Source organism: Streptomyces sp. NPDC055815, assembly GCF_053616475.1.
On sequence record NZ_JBSHDU010000047.1, the window covers coordinates 25,376 to 44,287 of the forward strand.

The 18,912-nt window shown below is 68.8% G+C and carries 18 protein-coding genes and 3 pseudogenes; 9 read left to right on the forward strand and 12 right to left on the reverse strand.

Annotated features, from left to right (window positions below; translation table 11 throughout):
- Positions 1 to 61: 61 nt before the first annotated feature.
- Positions 62 to 736: pseudogene (locus ACWGN5_RS26755) on the reverse strand (transposase); the annotation flags it as partial.
- A 508-nt stretch (positions 737 to 1,244) separates the two neighbouring features.
- On the opposite strand from ACWGN5_RS26755, the gene ACWGN5_RS26760 reads away from it, so the two are divergent.
- Complete coding sequence (locus ACWGN5_RS26760; protein WP_453519594.1) at positions 1,245 to 1,919, forward strand: restriction endonuclease; 675 nt, start codon at positions 1,245 to 1,247, stop codon at positions 1,917 to 1,919.
- Positions 1,920 to 2,110: 191 nt separating this feature from the next.
- Here the strand turns inward: ACWGN5_RS26760 and ACWGN5_RS26765 are convergent, their stop codons facing one another.
- On the reverse strand, positions 2,111 to 2,242 hold the full coding sequence (locus tag ACWGN5_RS26765; protein ID WP_453519597.1) for a hypothetical protein: 132 nt from the start codon (positions 2,240 to 2,242) through the stop codon (positions 2,111 to 2,113).
- Here ACWGN5_RS26765 and ACWGN5_RS26770 point away from each other — a divergent pair.
- Both ACWGN5_RS26770 and ACWGN5_RS26775 read left to right on the forward strand, forming a co-directional pair.
- Positions 2,190 to 2,357 (forward strand): annotated as a pseudogene (locus tag ACWGN5_RS26770) (IS5/IS1182 family transposase); the annotation flags it as partial. The gene ACWGN5_RS26765 and the pseudogene ACWGN5_RS26770 overlap by 53 nt on opposite strands.
- Positions 2,358 to 2,368: 11 nt before the next feature.
- Positions 2,369 to 3,115: an SMI1/KNR4 family protein gene (locus ACWGN5_RS26775; RefSeq protein ID WP_453519598.1), complete on the forward strand. Its 747-nt coding sequence runs from the start codon at positions 2,369 to 2,371 to the stop codon at positions 3,113 to 3,115.
- A gap of 110 nt (positions 3,116 to 3,225) precedes the next feature.
- On the opposite strand, the gene ACWGN5_RS26780 is transcribed toward ACWGN5_RS26775, so the two are convergent.
- On the reverse strand, positions 3,226 to 3,705 hold the full coding sequence (locus ACWGN5_RS26780; RefSeq protein ID WP_453519601.1) for a hypothetical protein: 480 nt from the start codon (positions 3,703 to 3,705) through the stop codon (positions 3,226 to 3,228).
- 895 nt (positions 3,706 to 4,600) lie between these two features.
- Between ACWGN5_RS26780 and ACWGN5_RS26785 the strand changes: the two genes are divergently transcribed.
- Complete coding sequence (locus ACWGN5_RS26785) at positions 4,601 to 4,852, forward strand: transposase (protein WP_453519604.1); 252 nt, start codon at positions 4,601 to 4,603, stop codon at positions 4,850 to 4,852.
- A gap of 9 nt (positions 4,853 to 4,861) precedes the next feature.
- On the opposite strand, the gene ACWGN5_RS26790 is transcribed toward ACWGN5_RS26785, so the two are convergent.
- Both ACWGN5_RS26790 and ACWGN5_RS26795 read right to left on the reverse strand, forming a co-directional pair.
- A complete protein-coding gene (locus ACWGN5_RS26790) occupies positions 4,862 to 5,212 on the reverse strand; it encodes a hypothetical protein (RefSeq protein WP_453519606.1) in 351 nt (116 codons plus the stop codon).
- A 171-nt stretch (positions 5,213 to 5,383) separates the two neighbouring features.
- On the reverse strand, positions 5,384 to 6,100 hold the full coding sequence (locus ACWGN5_RS26795; RefSeq protein ID WP_453519609.1) for a leucine-rich repeat domain-containing protein: 717 nt from the start codon (positions 6,098 to 6,100) through the stop codon (positions 5,384 to 5,386).
- Between the two features lie 720 nt (positions 6,101 to 6,820).
- On the opposite strand from ACWGN5_RS26795, the gene ACWGN5_RS26800 reads away from it, so the two are divergent.
- Positions 6,821 to 8,041: a metallophosphoesterase gene (locus ACWGN5_RS26800; protein ID WP_453519611.1), complete on the forward strand. Its 1,221-nt coding sequence runs from the start codon at positions 6,821 to 6,823 to the stop codon at positions 8,039 to 8,041.
- On the opposite strand, the pseudogene ACWGN5_RS26805 reads toward ACWGN5_RS26800, so the two are convergent.
- Positions 8,038 to 8,483: pseudogene (locus ACWGN5_RS26805) on the reverse strand (integrase core domain-containing protein); the annotation flags it as partial. The gene ACWGN5_RS26800 and the pseudogene ACWGN5_RS26805 overlap by 4 nt on opposite strands.
- 229 nt (positions 8,484 to 8,712) lie before the next feature.
- Positions 8,713 to 9,618: an alpha/beta hydrolase family protein gene (locus ACWGN5_RS26810; RefSeq protein WP_453519613.1), complete on the reverse strand. Its 906-nt coding sequence runs from the start codon at positions 9,616 to 9,618 to the stop codon at positions 8,713 to 8,715.
- A 183-nt stretch (positions 9,619 to 9,801) separates the two neighbouring features.
- Here ACWGN5_RS26810 and ACWGN5_RS26815 point away from each other — a divergent pair, with 183 nt between their 5' ends.
- Together ACWGN5_RS26815 and ACWGN5_RS26820 are read left to right on the forward strand one after the other, a co-directional pair.
- A complete protein-coding gene (locus ACWGN5_RS26815) occupies positions 9,802 to 10,728 on the forward strand; it encodes a helix-turn-helix domain-containing protein (RefSeq protein ID WP_453519616.1) in 927 nt (308 codons plus the stop codon).
- Positions 10,729 to 10,829: 101 nt separating this feature from the next.
- Entirely contained in the window at positions 10,830 to 11,051 is a 222-nt protein-coding gene (locus tag ACWGN5_RS26820; RefSeq protein WP_453519688.1) for a hypothetical protein, read from the forward strand.
- A gap of 619 nt (positions 11,052 to 11,670) precedes the next feature.
- Here the strand turns inward: ACWGN5_RS26820 and ACWGN5_RS26825 are convergent.
- The 3 genes from ACWGN5_RS26825 to ACWGN5_RS26835 form a co-directional block, all read right to left on the reverse strand.
- Entirely contained in the window at positions 11,671 to 12,372 is a 702-nt protein-coding gene (locus ACWGN5_RS26825; RefSeq protein ID WP_453519617.1) for a hypothetical protein, read from the reverse strand.
- 389 nt (positions 12,373 to 12,761) lie between these two features.
- Positions 12,762 to 13,295 carry a hypothetical protein gene (locus ACWGN5_RS26830; protein ID WP_453519620.1) on the reverse strand — a complete coding sequence of 178 codons (534 nt, stop codon included), beginning with the start codon at positions 13,293 to 13,295 and terminating at the stop codon, positions 12,762 to 12,764.
- A gap of 177 nt (positions 13,296 to 13,472) precedes the next feature.
- Positions 13,473 to 14,243, reverse strand: a complete 771-nt coding sequence (locus ACWGN5_RS26835) for a hypothetical protein (RefSeq protein WP_453519623.1) — start codon at positions 14,241 to 14,243, stop codon at positions 13,473 to 13,475.
- Between the two features lie 44 nt (positions 14,244 to 14,287).
- Here ACWGN5_RS26835 and ACWGN5_RS26840 point away from each other — a divergent pair, with 44 nt between their 5' ends.
- Both ACWGN5_RS26840 and ACWGN5_RS26845 read left to right on the forward strand, forming a co-directional pair.
- Positions 14,288 to 14,641: a hypothetical protein gene (locus ACWGN5_RS26840; protein WP_453519690.1), complete on the forward strand. Its 354-nt coding sequence runs from the start codon at positions 14,288 to 14,290 to the stop codon at positions 14,639 to 14,641.
- A 360-nt stretch (positions 14,642 to 15,001) separates the two neighbouring features.
- Positions 15,002 to 16,801 (forward strand): DUF2599 domain-containing protein, encoded by a 1,800-nt coding sequence (locus ACWGN5_RS26845; RefSeq protein ID WP_453519625.1) that lies wholly within the window; start codon positions 15,002 to 15,004, stop codon positions 16,799 to 16,801.
- 93 nt (positions 16,802 to 16,894) lie between these two features.
- On the opposite strand, the gene ACWGN5_RS26850 is transcribed toward ACWGN5_RS26845, so the two are convergent.
- The gene (locus ACWGN5_RS26850) at positions 16,895 to 17,056 is read right to left on the reverse strand and encodes a hypothetical protein (protein ID WP_453519627.1); all 162 of its coding nucleotides are present in this window, start codon (positions 17,054 to 17,056) and stop codon (positions 16,895 to 16,897) included.
- Between the two features lie 58 nt (positions 17,057 to 17,114).
- On the reverse strand, positions 17,115 to 18,689 hold the full coding sequence (locus ACWGN5_RS26855) for an FAD-binding oxidoreductase (protein ID WP_453519630.1): 1,575 nt from the start codon (positions 18,687 to 18,689) through the stop codon (positions 17,115 to 17,117).
- Positions 18,690 to 18,912 lie beyond the last annotated feature (223 nt).

Here is an 18,912-nt window from a genome sequence, read left to right on the forward strand (position 1 = left end):
GGCCCGCGTAGCCGCCGTCCGCCCCTACCAAAGCGATGCGATGGAAGCGCGCCCGCAGCTGTGCCGGCAGCGGAATGACCGCTTGCCGGTCCGTCGCGTTGGCGGCGGTGACCATCACGGCCAGCACCAGGCCGAGGCAGTCGACCACGACGTACCGCTTGCGCCCGTGGCTCTTCTTGCCCGCGTCGTAGCCGCGGCTTGAGGAGGACACCGTCGCGTCCGCCTTGACCGACTGGGAGTCGACGATGGCGGCGGTCGGCTCCGGGTCCTGGCCTGCGTCCTCGCGGAGCAGACCGGGCAGCCCGTCGTGCAGCTCGGCGAGCAAGCCCTTCACTCGCCAGCGCTTCGCGAAGGCGTAGACGCGGTTGCAGGCGGGGTAGTGCGCCGGCATCGCCCGCCAGCTGATCCACCGTGACCAAGTAGCGCACACGGCGTCCAGCATCTGTCGGTGGCAGTAGCCCTCCGACTGCCCGCCAGGCCCTCCAGCCACGCCGGCACTGGCCTCGCGTCTCGCACGACCGTCCACGCCACGTCCGTAAAGTCGGAGGAGTAGAAGGGCTCGCGACACGAACAGTCGCCAGCATTCCCGAACCGGTGAGCGAGGCAACCACACGACCGGCCCACCGAGTTGGACTCCACCGGCAAGACAGCGCAAGACAGCGCAAGACAGCAGCACAGGGCCTCCTGGGCATCGGGCTTCGACAATCCCGAGCTGACCAGGAGGCCCTGCCTTCATTCGCACACTGGCCGCAGATCACGATGGGTGGCTGACAGATGACCTGCTGTCAGTAGTGGCCTCTACATTGGTCGGTTGCGCGGGAAGCGCGCGATCGACCAAGGGAGGGGGCTTCGGCCTTGCCGTTCGTCAAGGGGTACACCAAGCAGGACGGGACTGTGGTGCGGGCGCACTGGAGGGCGCCCGCCGGGACCAGTCAGCAGACTGCGCTGGCCATCGGGATCGTGGCGGCTGTGTTCATCTTCGGCGGCTCCGGCACGTCGACGGGCAGCGGAGCGGGTACGGGGCGGTTACCGGCGCCGGGATCCTCGTCGGCAGTGACGTACCCGATCAAGTGGCCAGGTTGGGAAGAGTCGACGCCCCGCCGGGCCCCGGCCCCGGCCCCGGCCCCGGCCCCGGCCCCGGCTGTGTCCTATCCGATTCGCTGGCCGCGGTGGAGAGAGACCGCGCCGCGACCGGTGCCGACGGTGTCGTACCCGATCAAGTGGGACCGGAACGGAGCGGGGCGGTGAGCCGGCGTCCGGCCCGGCGGCGGTCGCGAAGGGCCGACAGCACCGAGCAGCTCCTCCTCGTCCTCGGCGGCCTGGTCATCGCGGGGGCTGTGGTCGCGGCGGTGGTGGACTTCGTGCGCGCCCATCCGTGGGTCCCGGTCGTCCTTGTGCTGCTCGTCGGCGGAGCAGCGGCGGCCTGGATGGTCGCTCGGCAGCAGGCCACGCGGTGGGAGCGGGTACGTTCCCAAGGCCTGCGGTACGCGCTGACGCAGCTGGACGCGCTGCATCACCGGCAGTTCGAGCACGCGGTACGGGACCTGATGCGGCGCGACGGGTGCGCGAACGCTGTCCAGGTCGGCGGCGCCGGAGACAACGGCGCAGACGTGAAGGCCACCGACCCTTACGGGCGGCGCTGGGTGATCCAGTGCAAGCACCGGCGGGCCGGTCCGTCCGGAGCCGCGGTGGGCACCCCGGACCTGCAGGTCCTCAATGGCACCGGACGGCCCGTACACAAGGGCGATGTCGTCGTGCTCGTCACCAACGGCAGATTCTCCAAGCCGGCGATCGACTTCGCCCGCTCCCAGCGGCTGCACCTGGTCGACCGCACCCTGCTGGGCGAGTGGGCAAGCGGCTCACGCCCCCTATGGGAACTACTGCAGGCAGTGCCACCGCCACGTCGCCCCTCCGTCTGACTGACCGGATTGCGTACAAGAAGCCCGCTGGCTCCGAGGCTTCTCGGCTGCAGCAGGGCAGCAAGGACTCCCCCTCGTCCCCGGCCAACAGCCACGATGCAGAGCCCGGGTCTACGCACGGCCGAAGGCGGGATGGAGGTGTGTCGTGTCGCGCACCGGCTGCTCCACCCCGTCGAGGAGGTGGCTCCGCGTCAGCGGCGCTTGGGCTCGTCGGCGCTCCAGCCGCGCAGGTAGGGCTGCAGGTCGCGAGGAGAAGGCGTCGGATGGTCGGGCAAGGTGTGGTGGGTGGTCGAGGGCACCTTCGCCTGGCTGCACCAGTTCAAACGACTCCGCACCAGCTACGAGCGACGCGCCGACCTTCAGCACGGCCTGCACAAGCCCGCCTGCACGATCATCTGTTTGCGAGACCTTCGAAAGGCTGTCTGCCCCCAGCAGTAGGATCCCGGCGCATGACGTCCCCTGTGTACGGCGACTCCGAGTCGTCCCGTCAAAGACTTCACACCAAACCCGGTGCCGCCGAGGGGGACGACGCGCTGATCGACGTGCTGCGTACCCGCGCGTGGGACCCGGGCCGGCGGTTCGACACAGCGCCGATCCCACGTACGTGGATCGAGGAACGCTTCGGCCCGGAGCATCTGGAGCACATTCGGAACCAGACTGTCGCCTCCAGCAGTAATGGAATGATCTTGCTCAAGTCGCAAGCCGAGGAGGTGGCGGCCTACTTCGCTGACGCTCCGCGCGGACCGTTGTTTCCGCCGGCCACGCCACCTGAAGTCGAAGCCGCCGAGGACATCATCGGACGTCCGCTGCCGACACTCCTTCGGAGGATCTACACCGAGGTCGGCGACGGCGGCTTCGGGCCCAACAGCGGTCTGGCATCGCTCACCGACGGTCGGCGTGCGCCGGGAGACCTGATCGACTGGCCCTGTTCGGTCACCAGGCACGAACGCGACCGTGCGGCAGGGCTGCCCGGGTCATGGCTGTACCTGGCGTCGGGCGGTTGCACGATGCGGTGGCATCTGTCCTTGCTCGCAGTCGGCAACCCTGTGCTGCTCTATGACGCAGACGGCTGGGTGCCAAGCAGGGGCGAGGACCCCCATGACGGCCTGCGTCACGCGACCGCGTCACTGCGGCAATGGTTGTGGACCTGGGCCAACGGCAGCAACGTCTGGGCCGAAGCACTCAGCCTTCCGTAACTGATACACAGAGCTGCATTCGGCTCCGCTCAGCGACCTCGCCATTCTGAAATGACCAGTAAGAAGCGTTCTGGCACAACTCTTAGTTGCGCCGTGAGGGCGCCGTTGGTTCAGTGCTGGAGAGCGCAGCCATCCGCGGCCAGGTGCAGGTGACGAAGTGTTTCCAGTTCGGTGGTGGGGAAGGCGTACAGGTGCCACTTCTGGAGGTCGCCGTCCTCGCCGTGAGTTCGCCGCACCTTCTCGGCGGCCATCAGGACCGCATGTGCGAGCGAGGTGCGAGGACGTGTGGACGTCCACACGACGGTGCCCTTCCCGTCCGGTGCGTCGAAGCTCGTCGACATGTCCGGGAAGCGGCGGATCGTGATGTGCACGTCGCTGTTTCGGCGACGAAGGATCCACCGTGCCTCTGCCGGTTCGAGGTCGAACGAGAACCGCTGGATACCATGGAGGCCGTAGAGGCCCGTCACGCCTTTCAACAAGTCGGCGAGCGCGTTTGTGCAGTAGCTGACGGCGTCCCGGTGCTTCGTTGAGCCGTCCCAGATCCTGCACGTCGCCCACCCGGAGCCGCTCAGTTCCCAGCTGAAGTGCAAGGACCTCGTCACTGAATCCCCCTGATCGTTTGCGGACAACGCTACGGCGGTGCTGACGGCGTGGGAGGGCGGGGCACGCCACTCATCCGTTCGTACCCAGTCGGCCTTCGCCGCTTCCGTTGCCAAACCCCGCCCTCGCATCCACCAGCTGCGAACTCCCTACAAGCCTGGGCCTCCAGCGCGCCCGCCTCCGCACGCTCTCCCTCCGAGCGGAACGGCCGCAGCCTGCCGAGACAGCGGTCCACCAACTCACCCTCGACACGCGCGACGACAAAGCCCTCGACCTTGAGCCGGCCCTCGACCGCGCCGCTTCCGCTACAGCCCCGGGATCGTCGTAAGCGCCGCCGTCTTCCGGCAGGCAACTGCAGATCGACGCGCCCTTCTGGGACTCGCTGGTGTTCGGGGGGACCTGCGAGGTGGAGGTCGAGTCGGTTACGGCCGTGTTCGGCACGGCGAGGTGGTGGCGAGAGCCCGTGCGGGCGGCGCCGCATGTCCGGACCGCGGCCGTTTCTCGGGTCGATTCCACGACCGTTGACAGCGCAGGCCGAGAGACCTCCGCTTGCTGCCGTCCCACCAAGCTCGACGCCTGCAAGCCCTACCTCGACCAGCGATGGCAGAGAGGTTGCACCAACGCCTCGAAACTGTGGGAGGAGATCAAACAACAGGGGTACCTGGACGGCTACGGCAACGTCCGCGCCTACGTCAGCCGAAACCTACGCGGCCAGCCCCAGCCGGTCGGCCCCCGGCCGCCGTCCGCCCGCGCCGTCACCCGCTGGGTCCTCACCCACCCGGACGCCCCGGCCGAGGGCGACCGGCTCCAGCTCAAGGCCGTGCTGGCCTGGCCAAGCGCCCCGAACTGGACGTACTCGCGGAGCATGTGCGCTCCTTCGCCCACATGCTGACCCAGCTGCAAGGCCACCAACTGCCGGCATGGATCGAAGCGGCAACCGCCGCCGCCCCGCCCTGCCTGCAGCGATTCGCCCGGCACATGGAACGCGACCTCGACGCCGTCACTGCCGGACTCTCGCAGCCGTGGAACTCAGGAGTCGTCGAAGGCCGTGTCAACCGGATCAAGATGCCCAAGCGCCAGATGTTCGGTCGAGCCGGCTTCGAACTCCTCCGCAAGCGCGTCCTGCTCGACTCCTGAGCTTGCTGTTCAGCCTTCAGTATCCGGCGAAAGTGGTTCGTTTTCGGCGGCGAGGGTGACCTGGGCGGTCCATGACCAGGGCTCCTGGGGCGGATCCCAGCTCACCTTCACGTCCGTGTCGTGAAAGTCGCGCGCGAGTTCCGTCACCATCAGCGCCGCCGCAACCCGCGCGTCTCGCGGGTCGGTGTTGAGCGGCACGTCCAGCCGTCCGCAGAGATTTCCGCTTTCGGTGACGACGCTGGTGCGCCATCCCTCCGGCGTCGCAAACAGGAAGATCCCCTTCGGGATGCCCCAGGCGGGCCGCTTCTTCTTCTCCTTCTTGCGTCTCACTATGCCGCTATCCAACATCGTCGAGTTCATGGTGCCGAGTCTGCGTGGAGGATCAACCGCCGCGGCACGGTTTGGTGCCGGCCTTGCGCGGCAAGCTGAAGTCCTTCAGGACAGATCGTCGCTGAGCACCACTGACATCACCATCCGTGAGCCTCCACAGGGAGCGGTGGCTCTGAGTGCGTACCGCCCCAAAGACGCTCCCTACGTCCAGACAATGCATCCCCGTTGCGCAAGGAGGTCGAGCAGGCGTGGCGCAGGCTCGACGTTGTTCCAACGGAGGTCCAGTTTCTCGAGTGAGGGGAGCTCGGACAGCCAGTTCGGCAGAGTGCGGAGTCTGTTGCTCCGCAGGTCGAGATGGCGGAGCCGTGAGAGTCCCGCCAAGGCATCCGGGACGTCCAGCAGGGCGTTCTCTCGTAGGTCAAGGTGGCGCAGTTCGGACAGGTCGCTGACGGATTCTGGTAGGCGCGTGAGTGCGTTGCCCCGCAGCCATAGCTCGCGGAGCTGATGGAGTCGGCCGATCGATTCGGGGAGTGCGGTGAGTCGATTGTGCTCGGCTCGGAGTTCCACCAGTCCGATCATGTCACCGATGGTGTCCGGGAGGCTGGTGAGGTGGTTGCCCCCGACATTGAGGTATCGGAGGGCGGTGAGCCGGCCGAGCGATCGGGGAAGCTCTTTCAGCTCGTTGTCGTGCAGGTACAGGTACTTGGTGAGCGGCAGTTCAGTCAGCTCGTCCGGGACCGAGGCGAGCTTGTTGTGGCCCAGGTCCAGTGTGTGCAACTGCCGTAGTCGTGCAATCCGGGGTGAGATCCGTGTCAGCGCATTGTCCGCGAGGATCAGCACCTGCAGTTCGGTCCGCTGCCATAGCGACTCCGGCACGGCGCCAAGGTTCTGTTTCCACAGACTCAGTGTCGCCGTCACTTCGGCATGCCTCCAAGACTCGGCCGGACTTGCTGCCCGCAGCCTACGGCCGGTGTGGTCGCCGTCAGGCGAGAAGAACCCGCTTCCGGAGGAGCCGGAAGGCCGCGCGGTCGAACATCTGGAGCTTGAACATCTTGATCCGGTTGCCATGGCCTACGACGACGCCGAGTTCCAGGGCAGGGCAGGGCAGGGCAGGGCAGGGCCGGCGATGACGGCCTCTCGATCGCGGTCGAAACCTGCGGAGAGGGTACGGAGGTTGGATAGGTTGTCCTGCCTGACGGCGTCGATCCAGCCGAGAGCCGTTCGCCCCTGCGCTCGGGGAGCATGGTTGCGAAGGACAGGGCGCGCCGAATGAGCGCGTCGAGTTCGGGACAGTGCGTCTGGACGGTCCTTGAGGTGGAGCTGCTCGCACTCGGTCAGACTGTCGGGGCGGCGGAGAATCCGCCCGGGGTGAGGGCGGCCTGGCGGCCGGCGGCACGGGCAAGGCCGCCGGGGCGTACGGCCGCGGCGAGGAGCACTTCTCGTGCTGATGGGCACGAACACGCTCGCAGCTGCCCTTATGGCCGGGCGGCACGATCTCCTGCCACAGCGGTCCTCGCCGCGGGTGGACCTCGTGTCGAGGGCGCGGGCTGATGGCCGGTGCGACGACCGGGCCGCCGCAGCCGCCCCGGTGCGCTGCTCGTACGATCCGTCCGCCGGACACAACCTCAGGAGGGACTTATGACCGACCCCAGTCACACCCGATCTGCCGCCGAGCAGGCACCGACGGCGCCACGGAGCCGGCTGCAGCGCCTGATGCGGTACATCCCCTTGATCGCACCCGTGCTTCTGTGGTCTGTGCCGTGCTGGGTCCTCCTGCACACCGGCCAGCACTGGCCGCTGCCCATTGCGGTGACCGGCACCTTGCTGTTCGCCCTCGGACTTGTCGCCATGCCGCTCACCATGGTCCGCGGCCACGGACGACGTCAGCAGGACTGGGCCGCGATCGTGGGCGACACCCTGCTGGGCAGCATCTGGGTCCTGTTCACGTGGTCGGTGCTGTTCGGCGTCCTGTTGCGGCTCGCACTGACCGTGGCCGGTGTCGGTGACGGCCAGGACCGCGCGCGCATCGTCACCTGGGCGGTCCTCGGCCTGACCGCCGTACTGCTCGGGTGGGGGTATGCCGAAGCCCGGCGCGTGCCACGCGTACGCCAAGTCGATGTACGGCTCCCGCGCCTGGGAGCCGGGCTGGACGGCACCCGGGTCGCTCTGATCACCGACACCCACTACGGCCCGCTCGACCGCGCCCGCTGGTCGGCACGCGTCTGCGAGACCGTGAACAGCCTGGAGGCCGATCTGGTCTGCCACACCGGAGACATCGCGGACGGCACCGCCGAACGCCGCCTCGCCCAGGCCGCACCTCTGGGCACCGTGCAGGCGACCCGGGCCCGCGTGTACGTCACCGGCAACCACGAGTACTACAGCGAGGCCCAGGGCTGGGTCGACCTGATGGACAAGCTGGGCTGGGAGCCGCTGCGCAACCGCCATCTCCTGCTCGAGCGTGGGGGTGACACTCTCGTGGTCGCGGGCGTGGACGACGTCACGGCCGAGTCCTCCGGACTGGCGGGGCACCGCGCCCACCTCACCGGAGCCCTCCACGGCGCCGATCCCGACCTGCCCGTCCTCCTCCTCGCCCACCAGCCCAAGTTCATCGACCGGGCCGCGGCCCACGGCATCGACCTCCAGCTCTCCGGCCACACCCACGGCGGTCAGATCTGGCCCTTCCACTACCTGGTGCGCCTCGACCAGCCCACCGTCGCCGGCCTCACCCACCACGGCGCCCGCACCCAGCTCTACACCAGCCGCGGCACCGGCTTCTGGGGCCCGCCCTTCCGCATCTTCGCCCCCAGCGAGATCACCCTGCTCGTCCTCCGCTCTCCCCAGCACCCCGTCGCTGCCTAGGTGTATTGACCCGCAGGGTTGTTGACTCGACTGATCGGCGGCCGACCGCCGAGAGCGGTATGCCGCCGGTGATGGTTGTAGGTGGTGTGGGTGAAGTCCGCCAAGGCGACGGCGTGTTCAGACTTGCTGAAGTACGGGCGTACGTGGGCCCATACGTCGAGCAGGGTGCGGTTCAGGCGTTCCACCTTGCCGTTCGGTTGCGGCGGTAGGGTCGGGTGCGTTTGTGGATGATGTCGGCGTCGCTCAAGGTCTGCCGAACAGCGTGGACCTGTAGCAGGGAGCCGTTGTCGGTGAGGACTCGCTCGACGTTGATGCCGTACGCGGCGAAGAAGGCGTTGGCGCGACCCCGGAAAGCCGCGGCGGTCTCCTGGCGTTCGCCGGTCGGGACCTCGCTGGAGGCGCGCCGGGAACGGTCGTCGACGGCCGTGTGGACGAAGCTGTAGCAGCCAACGCAGATGGTTCAGGTTGTGCCGGGTCAGGACTCGGTGGACGGTCTAGGTGGGCAGTCCCGAAATCGCCTGGCGTCGGGGTGGGACAAGAAGACCTCTGCGGTGATGTGTGGGGTCGGCGCCGTGCCGACCTCGGCCAAGCCGCTGCTGTAGCGGCGGTGGAGACGTGCGACGTGGTGCGTCGCCCTCGGGCCGTTCAGGCGGCCCGAGGGTGCCACGGGTTCAGTTCATGTGCTTGTCGAACCACTCGACCAGCTGCTCGGGGTGCTCGGAGAAGTAGTTGTAGCCGTCCCAACGCCGGGTGCTGCCCTCGATCCAGAACAGCTTTTTGTCGCACGCGGGGACGGCGTCGAAGATCGCCTGCACGTCGGAGGGCTTGGTCAGTCCGTCGTCATGCACCTGGGTGATGAAGGTGGGCACCTGGCAGTTCTTGGCGTACTCGATCGGCGACACCTCGTCGATGGTGAAGCTGAGGTTCAGTTCGACCTCCCGGTCCACGGCCTCGAACTGGTCCGCGATCCCCATCGCCTCAAGGTTGCGCTCGACCATCGCGCGCATCGAGATCGGCTGGATGGCGACCAGAGCGTGCACGTCCGCGAAGAGCTCCGGATGCCGGGGCATCGCCATGAACGTGGCGTTGGCCCCCATGCAGCGGCTGAGCAGGCCCACCTTCATGGTGGCCGCGTCGGGGCGGGATCTGGCGTACCGCAGCGAACCGGCCACGTCGCGGGACTCGAACTGGCCCCAGGTGAAGATGAAGCCGTTGGCATCGCCGCTCTGGCCGTGGTTGCGTGCGTCGTAGGTCAGCACGTTGTAGCCGGCCTCATGCAGGTGCTGGTACTCCCGCATGTAGTTGACCTCGATGTCGTTGCCGGGGACGAACTGCCACGGGGGCAGGTGCGAGGGGAAGCCGTAGCGGTTCATGGGCATCGGGTGGTTGGCGATGATCAGCTTGTCCGAGCCTGGGCAGGGGATCCACCACGCTTCCAACGGGGTGCCGTCCAGGGACGGGAACGTGACGTCCTCGTACGCCATCCCGTACTCGTCCGGCGTGTGCAGAATCGGCGCACGGACCGGGCTGCTGAGGCCCTTCGCCAGACCCTTGACCATCTCCGAAATATCCGCCATGACAGTATCGCTTTCTCTTTCTGCTTCTGTTTCTGTTTCTGTTTCGTGGTGAGATCTGCTGAGATTTCCTTCGGCTATACGAACGTAACTTTTGGGCTGGGGAGAAGCCACTGGTGAAAGGTGTACTGGCAGGGCACCCCTCCGTCCGGGATGGCTCCGGCATATCGCCCTAGTCTGGAAACCGTGGACAATGCAGCCGAGACCCGGGAGTTTCTGACCTCCCGCCGCGCCAGGATCAGCCCGCAGCAGGTGGGGCTGCCCGCCCATGGCCCCCGTCGGGTGCCGGGACTGCGGCGCGCCGAGGTCGCGCAGCTCGCCGGGGTCAGCGTCGAGTACTACTCGCGGCTGGAGCGCGGTGACCTGTCCGGAGTGTCGGGCCAGGTCCTTGACGCCCTCGCTCGGGCGCTGCGGCTGAGCGAGGACGACCGCACCCATCTGGAGGATCTTGCCCGCGCCGCCGGTCCAGGACGTCGACGCCGACGCCGCCCGGCCGCCGCCACGGTGCGGCCGAACGTGCAGCGTCTCCTGGACTCCATGGCCTGCCCGGCGTTCGTCCTGAATGGCTGTGGCGATGTCCTGGCCGCCAACGCCCTCGGCCGCGCCCTGTATGCCCCCATGATCGAAGCTGCAGGGGGCGCCACCCCCAACCATGGCCGGTTCGTATTCCTGGACCCCCGCTCCCGCCAGTTCTGGGGCGACTGGGAAAGTGCCGCCGACAACCTGGTCGCTCTCCTGCACGCCCAGGCCGGCCGCGACCCCTATGACAAGGACCTCACCGACCTCATTGGTGAGCTGTCCACCCGCAGTGACGATTTCCGTACGCGCTGGGCCGGCCACGACGTCCGCCAGTCCCACCAGGGCGCCAAAGTCATCCACCACCCCGTGGTCGGCACTCTTCACCTCGCCTACGAATCCCTCGACCTGCCCGCCGACGGCCTCATCCTGTTCGCCTACAGCGCCGAGCCGGGCAGCGACTCCGAAAACGCGCTGCGCATCCTGGCCGGCTGGACCGCCGACCACGTCCCCGAGCCAGCCGAGCGTTCCCCCGGTGGGGTGGGCAAGGGCCGGCGGCCGGGTGTCGGGCGAGACGCCCCCCGCGCCGACGACTAGGAATTGTCCGGCCTATCATCGTGCCGTCTGTTCCGGATGAGTCGCCTCGCCCTGCCATCGTTCGCTGACCGGCCGATGGCGGGTCTTACCATCGGTCCGTGATGGATAAGCCGACGCATTGGACCCTGCACCACTTCTCGCAGGCCAACCCTGCTGGCCCCGGCTGCGACAGTGTTCCGGCGCTCTTGCGGCGGCTGGCCGATTCCATCGAGGCGTTGGGCCCAGCCGAGATCCAGGACGTGGTCATCACGTCGGAGATGACCGAGCACGGCCCCTGGCGGTCGGGGACCGTCTACTTCCACCTCCCTGAGGATGAGGACTGAGTCTGGCCCACGAACGAAGCCAGATAGCGAGGGCCGGGGCAGTCGCGGTCCCAAGGAAGACGTCGCCGCGCTGGTCGTAGCGGGTGGCCACTGCTCGGGCATGCTTGAGCCGGTCGATCGCCCGTTCGACGGTGTTGCGCTTCCTGTACCGCTCTTCGTCGAAGCCGGGTGGCCGTCCGCCGCGTGACCCTTTGCACAGTCGGGCGCGGTCTGGCTGTCGGTCCTCTCCGGAATCGTGTGCCGGATGGCCCGGCGCCGCACGTACTCGCGGCACGGGCCGTTGCGGTAAGCCTCGTCCGCCGCGTGGCCGTCAGGCTTCCTGCGCGGCCTGCCCGGTCCGATCCGCGGGACGCGAATCTTCTCCAGCACCGGCTGGAACAGCGTGCAGTCCGCTCGCTGTCCCGGGTGACGATCAGGGAAAGCGGGCGGCAGCGGCCGTCTGCGCTCAGGTGGAGCTTGGTGGTGACCGCCCCGCGAGCGGCCCAGGCCCTCACCTCCTGCACCACCTCCACCAGGCGGGCGACGAGGCTCTGCCACAGCGTTTCGCCCTGGTGTTCTGCCGCTGCGTTCCCCCTTTGGGGAGGGCGCTGTTCCGTCGGCCGACCACAGGCGGTGGCGTTCACAACCCTGCACGAACCCCCTGACGGAACCATGAGAACCAGGGCTTTCCAATCAGGCATAGACCCGGCCGCACCCCCTCAGGAAGGCGACGGACTCTGACCTTCGTCCAGTCTGCGACCTCTACTCCCAGCCTCCGCCCGGCGACGCCATCCCACACCGCGACGGGAGCCTTCGTCGAAGGGAACCTGGCTGGCGCGTCGATGGTGTTGAGCGGGGCCGGTAGGTCGGTGACGCAGTCCAGGATGTGGGTGTGCGGGATGGTGGCGAAGGCTGTGTCGGTGTGGGAGCCGGTGCGGACGGCTGCGGTGATGCGGGCGCCCGCGTGGTGGGCGGGGAGCAGATCGCTGGTGGTGTCGCCGGCCGCGGCCAGGTGGTGGACCGATTCCGTGACGGTGCGCAGGAGGGCGGTGAGCAGCATGTCGGGGGCGAGGCGTCCGCGACCGGCGTCGGCAGGTGAGAGGGCCGGGGTGATCAGGTCGTGCCAGCCGAGCGCGTGGAGGACGCGTTCGGGGGTGCTGGGTGAGAAGCCGGTCGTGAGGACGCCGTGGCGGTCGGTGGAGCGCAGCCTTTCGATGGCGTTGGCTGCACCGGGGATCTCGCGGAAGCCGTCGGTGTCGAGTCCTTCGTCGTAGGCGGTTTCGAAGGGCCTACCCGCGAGCCAAGTGCCCCGCAGGCGAGCGCCGACTCGCGCACCTCCCACGAAGCGCGCTGGTTACGCGAGCCTCCACGATCACAAGTGATGGCCTCGCGAGCTGGTCCTGTGTGGCGGCTCCATGCAGCACGTGGCCTATCGCGACGCCCCGGTCTCCCCCAACCCCAGCGCCATCACCCCCTCCATCGCCGACAAGTACGTCCCTGGCGGCACAGTGGACCGCCCGCTGACCCGCCTCTACGAAGCCTGGGGTGCCACCGCCGCCCAGCGGCAGAAGAACATCTTGGCCAAGAACAACGCCTGCGTACCCATCAGGCCCTCAGGCCCCCACCGGCCTGGACTGTGGCGAGTACCCCTTCGGCTCAACCTGGGAGGACCCGGCAGCGGGGAGGAGCTTCTCGGTGGAGTACCTGGACCCGTCCCAGAACCGGTCCTGATCACGCCGTTACGCCCATGCTGACGCACGGGCTGTAGCTCAACCGAGACGCTCCGGCTGTGTCCCGCTCAACCACGGGGGGGCACCGCCACACTCGGACGTCATAGCGCTCGGGATCACCGGCGGTGCCTGGCGCAAGCCGCCAAACCTTCACGTCGTGCTCGCCCTCATCCGGGAGCACGAGGACGGGACCGGGCTCCCTACCCTCCACATTGGCCAAGGCAAGCTCCCTGCCAGGAGCCGAGATCCGGGACGTGCCCAGCAGGACACCTCGTCCGTCCGGTGCGGGCTCCTCCCAGGCCGACAGGGCCACGGCGATACGGCCCGCGGAACCCTGCGTGGGGATGCCGACTGCTTCGCCGTTGCCCTTTACGGCGTCCCCTTCGGGGATGGCCGTCACGATGTCGGCACCCGGTCCGTCGCCAGCGACCAGCCAGAACTCGCTGTGAGACACCCACAAAGCGTCAAACACCACCTCCCAGGGCTGAGCCTCGGGGTAGAGCACTTCGCCCGCGAATGCCTTCTCAGGGTCCATGGCCGCTACCGTAGCGTCCGGCCTCGGATGCCGACTCGTGCAGGTTCGGGCCTTGATCTGGCCGATCAGCAACGGGCGCGATGCACAGGGCTCGTTATCGCAACAGGCCTCCACCAGGTTGCCGAAGAGATGCTCGTCAGCGAGGGGGCTTATCGGCTGCCCGCGCCACCTCAGGAGTCACAGGTAGCGGATGGGCGGCGGCGTTTGTCCAGGCTGCGGCTCTGCCGTCTCTTCCTGAGGCTCATCGGTCGCGCGGGGCGGCAGGGGCAGGCTCTGGAACGGCAACCACACCCGGTGTTCCGCGTTCGTGTCGCAGCACTCGTCATAGCGGACGCCGACTTTGAAGTCGCTCGCCTTCACACTCTCGGGGAATGCGCCGTCGATGCGGCAGCTCATGATGAGCGAGCCGTGCGGAGCGAAGTTGCCTCCGTCGCTGTCATTCTGGAGCTCCTCGCAGCCGGCGTAGAAGGGGCCAGAGGTCAGCTCGCACAGACCGACGCCTTCAAGGGGCTGGCAGTCGGGGAACTTCGAGGGTTTGACGAAGAAGTTGAAGCCGTAGTTGTGCCCCACCCACAGACTGTTCGGAGAAGGGATCTCCGGGCGGCGGTCATCGGTGGCGGTCATCTGCACGGTCAGCGTGACGTGCACTTCGCCGGGCTTGTCGTACTGCCCGCCGTCGCCGTTGACGTCCGTGGAGAATCCCCGCCACGCATACCCGTAGCGCCAGTCGTCGATGGACACCGCGGTGAGCTCAGGCGTCACCGGCTTCGGGGAAGGTGTCGCCTCGGGCGTGGGTGCAGCGCTGGTCGGCGTCGGGCTGGAGCTGGGGGTGGGTAGCTCCTGCATGGCCGTGGCCGAAGGCTTCGCGTCGGCCTTCTTCCCGGATGGGACGGCGCACGCGGTGGCGGTGACGAGTATGGCGACGGCCGCGAGAAGGCGGTGACGCACGATGGCCCCCCTGGGTGTGAGCTTGGCGTGGAGAAAGAGTAGCGATCCCGAGCAGGGGCGGGGCCGTCAACCGGGCATCCCGACCTGCCCGAAGGGCCGCGGAGGATCGGCGGCCTCCCCTCTTCCCGCCCCGGCCCGGCACGCTGCTCGCCCTCCCCACCGAGTGCCGCATCCCGGGCATCACCGGGTTCGAAGTCGACGCGAAGCCCGGGGATCGCCTCCGGCACGCGCACGCCAGCGTCGACAACTACGCCTCGGCCCTGGCCGTGGGTACGTCACGGGCGGAAGTCGAGCGGGTCGTAGCCACACTGAAGAGCCGGGTCGAGTCCGAGGCCGTGATCGAGCCCGACGCGGCGGCAGAGACCCCTCGCCCAACTCACCGTCGGCCGCACCGCTGAGATACCCGCACTTCACCAGATCCGGCCGACCGGGCCCCTATCCACGGCAGTCATCGACGGATCACCCGTGGTGGCCTGCTGCGGGGGGCGGGGGCGGTGCGGCGTCGCTGCTGAGGGGATGTTCCGCTGAAGAGGGGCTTCCGGGTAACTTCCGTGAATTCCATGGGAGTTGTCGGAGCGGGTATCCCGGCTGTGCTGGGCTGGACGCATGGGACATGACGCGAGCGCCCGGGAGGGCGCATGTCAGTGAGACGGGTTCTGCGCCGTTGGACAGCTGTCGTCGGAGCGACGGCGGCTCTTGCGGCGGCGTCCTTACTGGGTGCCGGCGGACCGGCGCACGCGGAGACGTCGCGTACAGGAGTGCGCGGCGAGCTGCTCGTGCAGTTCAACTCAGGGCTGCACTACTACCACCGCAACGGGGCACCCGGCCCCGGTGTGAACGGCTTCCAGGTCCTGGACAAGTGCGGGGACGGGCTTCGCCCCGGTGTCGCGTGGATCTCGGAGGGCGATCTCCTCTGGCGTACGAAGGACCTGCCGGAGGCCCCGTGTACGTTCTTCGGCTTCGGCTACCAGTCCTTCAGCACCGGCGAGGCACCCAAGGTGCCCACGCCCATGCGGTGGTACGCGTACCTGAAGGATGCGAGCGGCAAGGTCGTGAGCCGGACCGAGCGGGACACGGACGACTGGATGGGTTCGTACTCCTACCAGGCGAATCCCGAGCACTTCCATCACACCAGCGTGTACCGGGAGCCGAAGGCGGACGACGACCTGTCCGACCAGACGTTCACGGCGAGCCTGGTCCCGACGGCCGACACGCGTTCCGCCGGCACCGCGGAGACGGAGACGTACTGGAAGGAGCTGCAGGAGCGTACGCCGCTGCCCGCCGACATCTCCGAAGGCCAACGCGAGTCGCTCTACAAGCAGTTGTGGTGCCATGCGGCGTTCGCCGGCACCGGAAAGGGCGGGCCGACCTGGGATCTGGAGGCGTGGCGGGACAACATCTCCTGGGGTCAGGTGGTCGGCGGCATCGCCGACCACCACTGCAACTGGGGCGACAGCGACGGCGGCTACTACTACCGTCCGCCGGCGGACGGAGGCGAGGACGAGCCGGAGGACCTGGCTCCGGTCGTGAACGCCGGTCCCGACGTCACCGTCGACGAGGGCTCCGCCGTCACCCTCGACGGCGAGATCTGGGACGACCGCGGCAAGGCTGCCGCGAAGTGGACCTACCGTCCCGTCAGCGGCGTCGACAAGGGCGCCACCTGCACCCTTGCGAACCCGAACAGCGTGCGGACCACGCTGCGCTGCACCGACGACGGCACGTACCGGGTCACCCTCACCGCCGACGACAAGGTCAACCGACCCGCCGCCGACAGTGCCACCGTCACGGTGCGCAACGTGGCGCCGCGCCTCTCTCTGGCCGGTCCGAAGGACTGGGAGGTGCACCGCGTCGGCGACACCGTACGGCTGACTGCCCCGTTCACCGATCCCGGCAGCAACGACACCCACAGCTGCCGGGTCACCTGGGACGACGGCACGGTGGACCGCTTCCCGGCCACGGACGGCGGCTGTTCGGCTCGGCACGCCTTCGACAAGGCCGGAATGGACACGATCGAGGTCACGGTCACCGACGACGACAACGGCACCGACCGTGGGCAGTCCATGGTCGTCGTGTACGACCCGCGCGCCGGGGCGCTGATCGCCTCCGGCCGGCTTGGGGACGGAGCCAAGGTGACGGCCGCCGCGAAGTACCCGACCGCGGGCTCGACCAAGCCGGTCGGCGCGGTCGTCCTCGACGTGCCGACCGGTCAGGGGCGGACCAAGCTGGTGTCCACCCGCCTGGACTGGCTGGTGATCACCCCGGACGGGAAGGCCGCGGTGAAGGGTCGCTCCGCTGATCACGGCTTCCTTGGCTACGTCTGGAACGGGAAGGTCCGCGGCGTGGTGTGGCCGCTCTCGGCCGGCGATGTCCCGCCCGAGAAGACGTCGTACGACAGTACGCCCGGCGCGAGCTGGGACGTGGACGACGCCGCCCCGAAGCCCCTCACCCTCGGAACCACGGTGATCGACCCGGGCTGGGTGCCAGGACTGCCGAATCTGCCGCTCGTCCCCGGCCTCCTCACCGACCTGCTCCCTGGGCTCGGCCTCGACCTGACCTGAAGCACCGGGGCCGCTCGCCCCTGCGAGCGGCCCCGATCCGGGCGTGCCGGGGCTTCGCCGGCGGTCTGGTCGACTGGACGACCACCGTCGCCCTCAGGCGGTCTGCTGCCGATCCGGACCGGCCAGCGTTTGGATCGGCAGAGGCGGACAGACCTCCTCTTCCCGCGTGAGGTTCAGCAGCTCCAGCGGCGGCTCGGCTCCGTCCCGGACGGCCATGACGTAGGTCCTCGCCTCCTGCAGGGGGTTTCCGGCCACGCCGGTATGGCGCACCGAGATCTCCCGCGCGGTGGACGACGCCCTTCCGTCGCTCGGCTCACAGAGCCTGTGGGAAGTCGAAGAGTCTGTTCGGGTCGTAGCGCCTCTTCAGTTCGGCCAGGCGGTGAGCGGCCGAGCCGTAGTACGCGGAGCGCCAGTTGCTGAGGCTTGCGTCCGTGTAGTTCTGGTACGCCGCGCCCGAGGCGTACCGGCGCATCGCGGTGTGCGTGCCGTTCAGCCAGGTCGTCGCCGGGGCTCCGGTATGTCCGGCGGGCCAGGAGGCGGTGTACTGCGCCAGGAAGCGCGAGTTCCGGTGTACGAAGGCCGTTGCCTGCGGAGAGACACGGTTGACGGCCCCGCCCAGGGCGGTGAGCGCGACGGACACGGCGCCGCCGCTGTTGCTGCGCCCGTAGCGTTCGACCTGGTCGAGCAGGGCTCGGATGCCGGCGGTGGTCAGCGAGCGGTCGTAGAAGTCCGAGCGCGCCGCGTACGTCTCTCGCTGGAGTTCACCGGCGGGCTGCCGACCGGGGGTTCTGCCGGGCAGATGACACTGGTTGGTGGACTTCGTCACACAGCCCGCGTACATCCGCATGGTGTCGAGGTAGCCGCGACGCCGCATGGTGATGCGGGAGGCGGAGCCTGGGCCGCCGGGTCGGTCCGCGAGCCGGTCGACGGCGTTCTGCAGCGCGCCGTACGTGCCCAGTGAGAAGCAGCTGATGGACACGGTGGGAGTCCGGCCTGCGACGGCGGACAGATGCAGCGCCGACCAGATCTCGTCCGGCTGGGTCGGTCCCCACTCCTGCCAGGAGCGGAGTGCGGCGGCGGCCTTGGACCAGGGCCAGGTCATGTGCGCGGTGACGCCGTCGGCGGCTCGGTGGGTGCGGAAGCGGAGTTCGGTGACGACGCCGAAGTTTCCGTTCCCCGCGCCGCGCAGTGCCCAGAACAGGTCCGTCTCCCGGTCCTTGGAGACGTCGAGGGTCCTGCCGTCGGCGGTGACGATGCGGGCGCCGGTGAGGTTGTCGGAGGTGAGCCCGTAGGCGCGCGAGACCACACCGTGGCCGCCCCCGAGCGTCAGGCCGGAGATGCCGACCGTGGGGCATGAGCCGCCGGGGACGGTGACGCCTCGTGCGCCGAGCTGGGTGTAGACGTCGATGAGCTTGGCGCCGGCCCCGATGACGGCACTGCCGGAGCCGGTGCTGATGGACTTCAGCGCAGAGACGTCGACGACCAGACGTCCGTTGCCACTGGACCAACCGGCGTAGGAGTGACCGCCGTTGCGGATGGCGACGGGGGTGCCGTGGCGTCGTGCGAAGGCCAGACACTCGGCGATGTCCGCGGTGTTGGCCACGTACGCGACGGCGGCGGGGCGCAGACCGTCGAAGCGGGTGTTGTACAGCTGGCGGGCGGTGGCGTAGTCGGCATCGCCCGGACGTATCAGACCGCCCTGGAGGCCCCTGCCCAGCGCGGACCAGTCGGCGACGCTGGGCGCGGCCGCGCGCGTGCCGGTTGCCGCGGATGCGGGGCCGAGGGGTCGCTGCCCGCCGGCGGCGGGGGCAGAAGCGCCCCAGCTCATCGTCCAGGCGGCGGTCGCCGCGAAGCCGGTGCCCGCCGCGAGCAGTGTGCGCCGGTTCATGACGGCCTCCGTTCACGATGCTCTGCTGTCGCTTAAGCAGAGGGCGAATGAGTGGTGATGGTTCCGCGTGGTGGGCATTTGCCCTTCGGGCGTCCATCCGCGCTCCCCCGGTCTGTTCGGACGCCGGATCGTGCCGGACGCGCCCGGGCTGCCCCGCGTGTTGGCGCTCGCGGTGTGTGCCCTCTTCTGTTCCGGGGTGCCGTGATGTCCGTGGCGCTCTCTA

Coding starts and splice junctions, on each gene's coding strand:
- ACWGN5_RS26820 (WP_453519688.1), top strand. CDS start 10,830: ATGGATAAGCCGACGCATTGGACCCTGCACCACTTCTCGCAGGCCAAC.
- ACWGN5_RS26775 (WP_453519598.1), top strand. CDS start 2,369: ATGACGTCCCCTGTGTACGGCGACTCCGAGTCGTCCCGTCAAAGACTT.
- ACWGN5_RS26785 (WP_453519604.1), top strand. CDS start 4,601: ATGCTGACCCAGCTGCAAGGCCACCAACTGCCGGCATGGATCGAAGCG.
- ACWGN5_RS26790 (WP_453519606.1), bottom strand. CDS start 5,212: ATGAACTCGACGATGTTGGATAGCGGCATAGTGAGACGCAAGAAGGAG.
- ACWGN5_RS26810 (WP_453519613.1), bottom strand. CDS start 9,618: ATGGCGGATATTTCGGAGATGGTCAAGGGTCTGGCGAAGGGCCTCAGC.
- ACWGN5_RS26830 (WP_453519620.1), bottom strand. CDS start 13,295: ATGGACCCTGAGAAGGCATTCGCGGGCGAAGTGCTCTACCCCGAGGCT.
- ACWGN5_RS26855 (WP_453519630.1), bottom strand. CDS start 18,689: ATGAACCGGCGCACACTGCTCGCGGCGGGCACCGGCTTCGCGGCGACC.
- ACWGN5_RS26800 (WP_453519611.1), top strand. CDS start 6,821: ATGACCGACCCCAGTCACACCCGATCTGCCGCCGAGCAGGCACCGACG.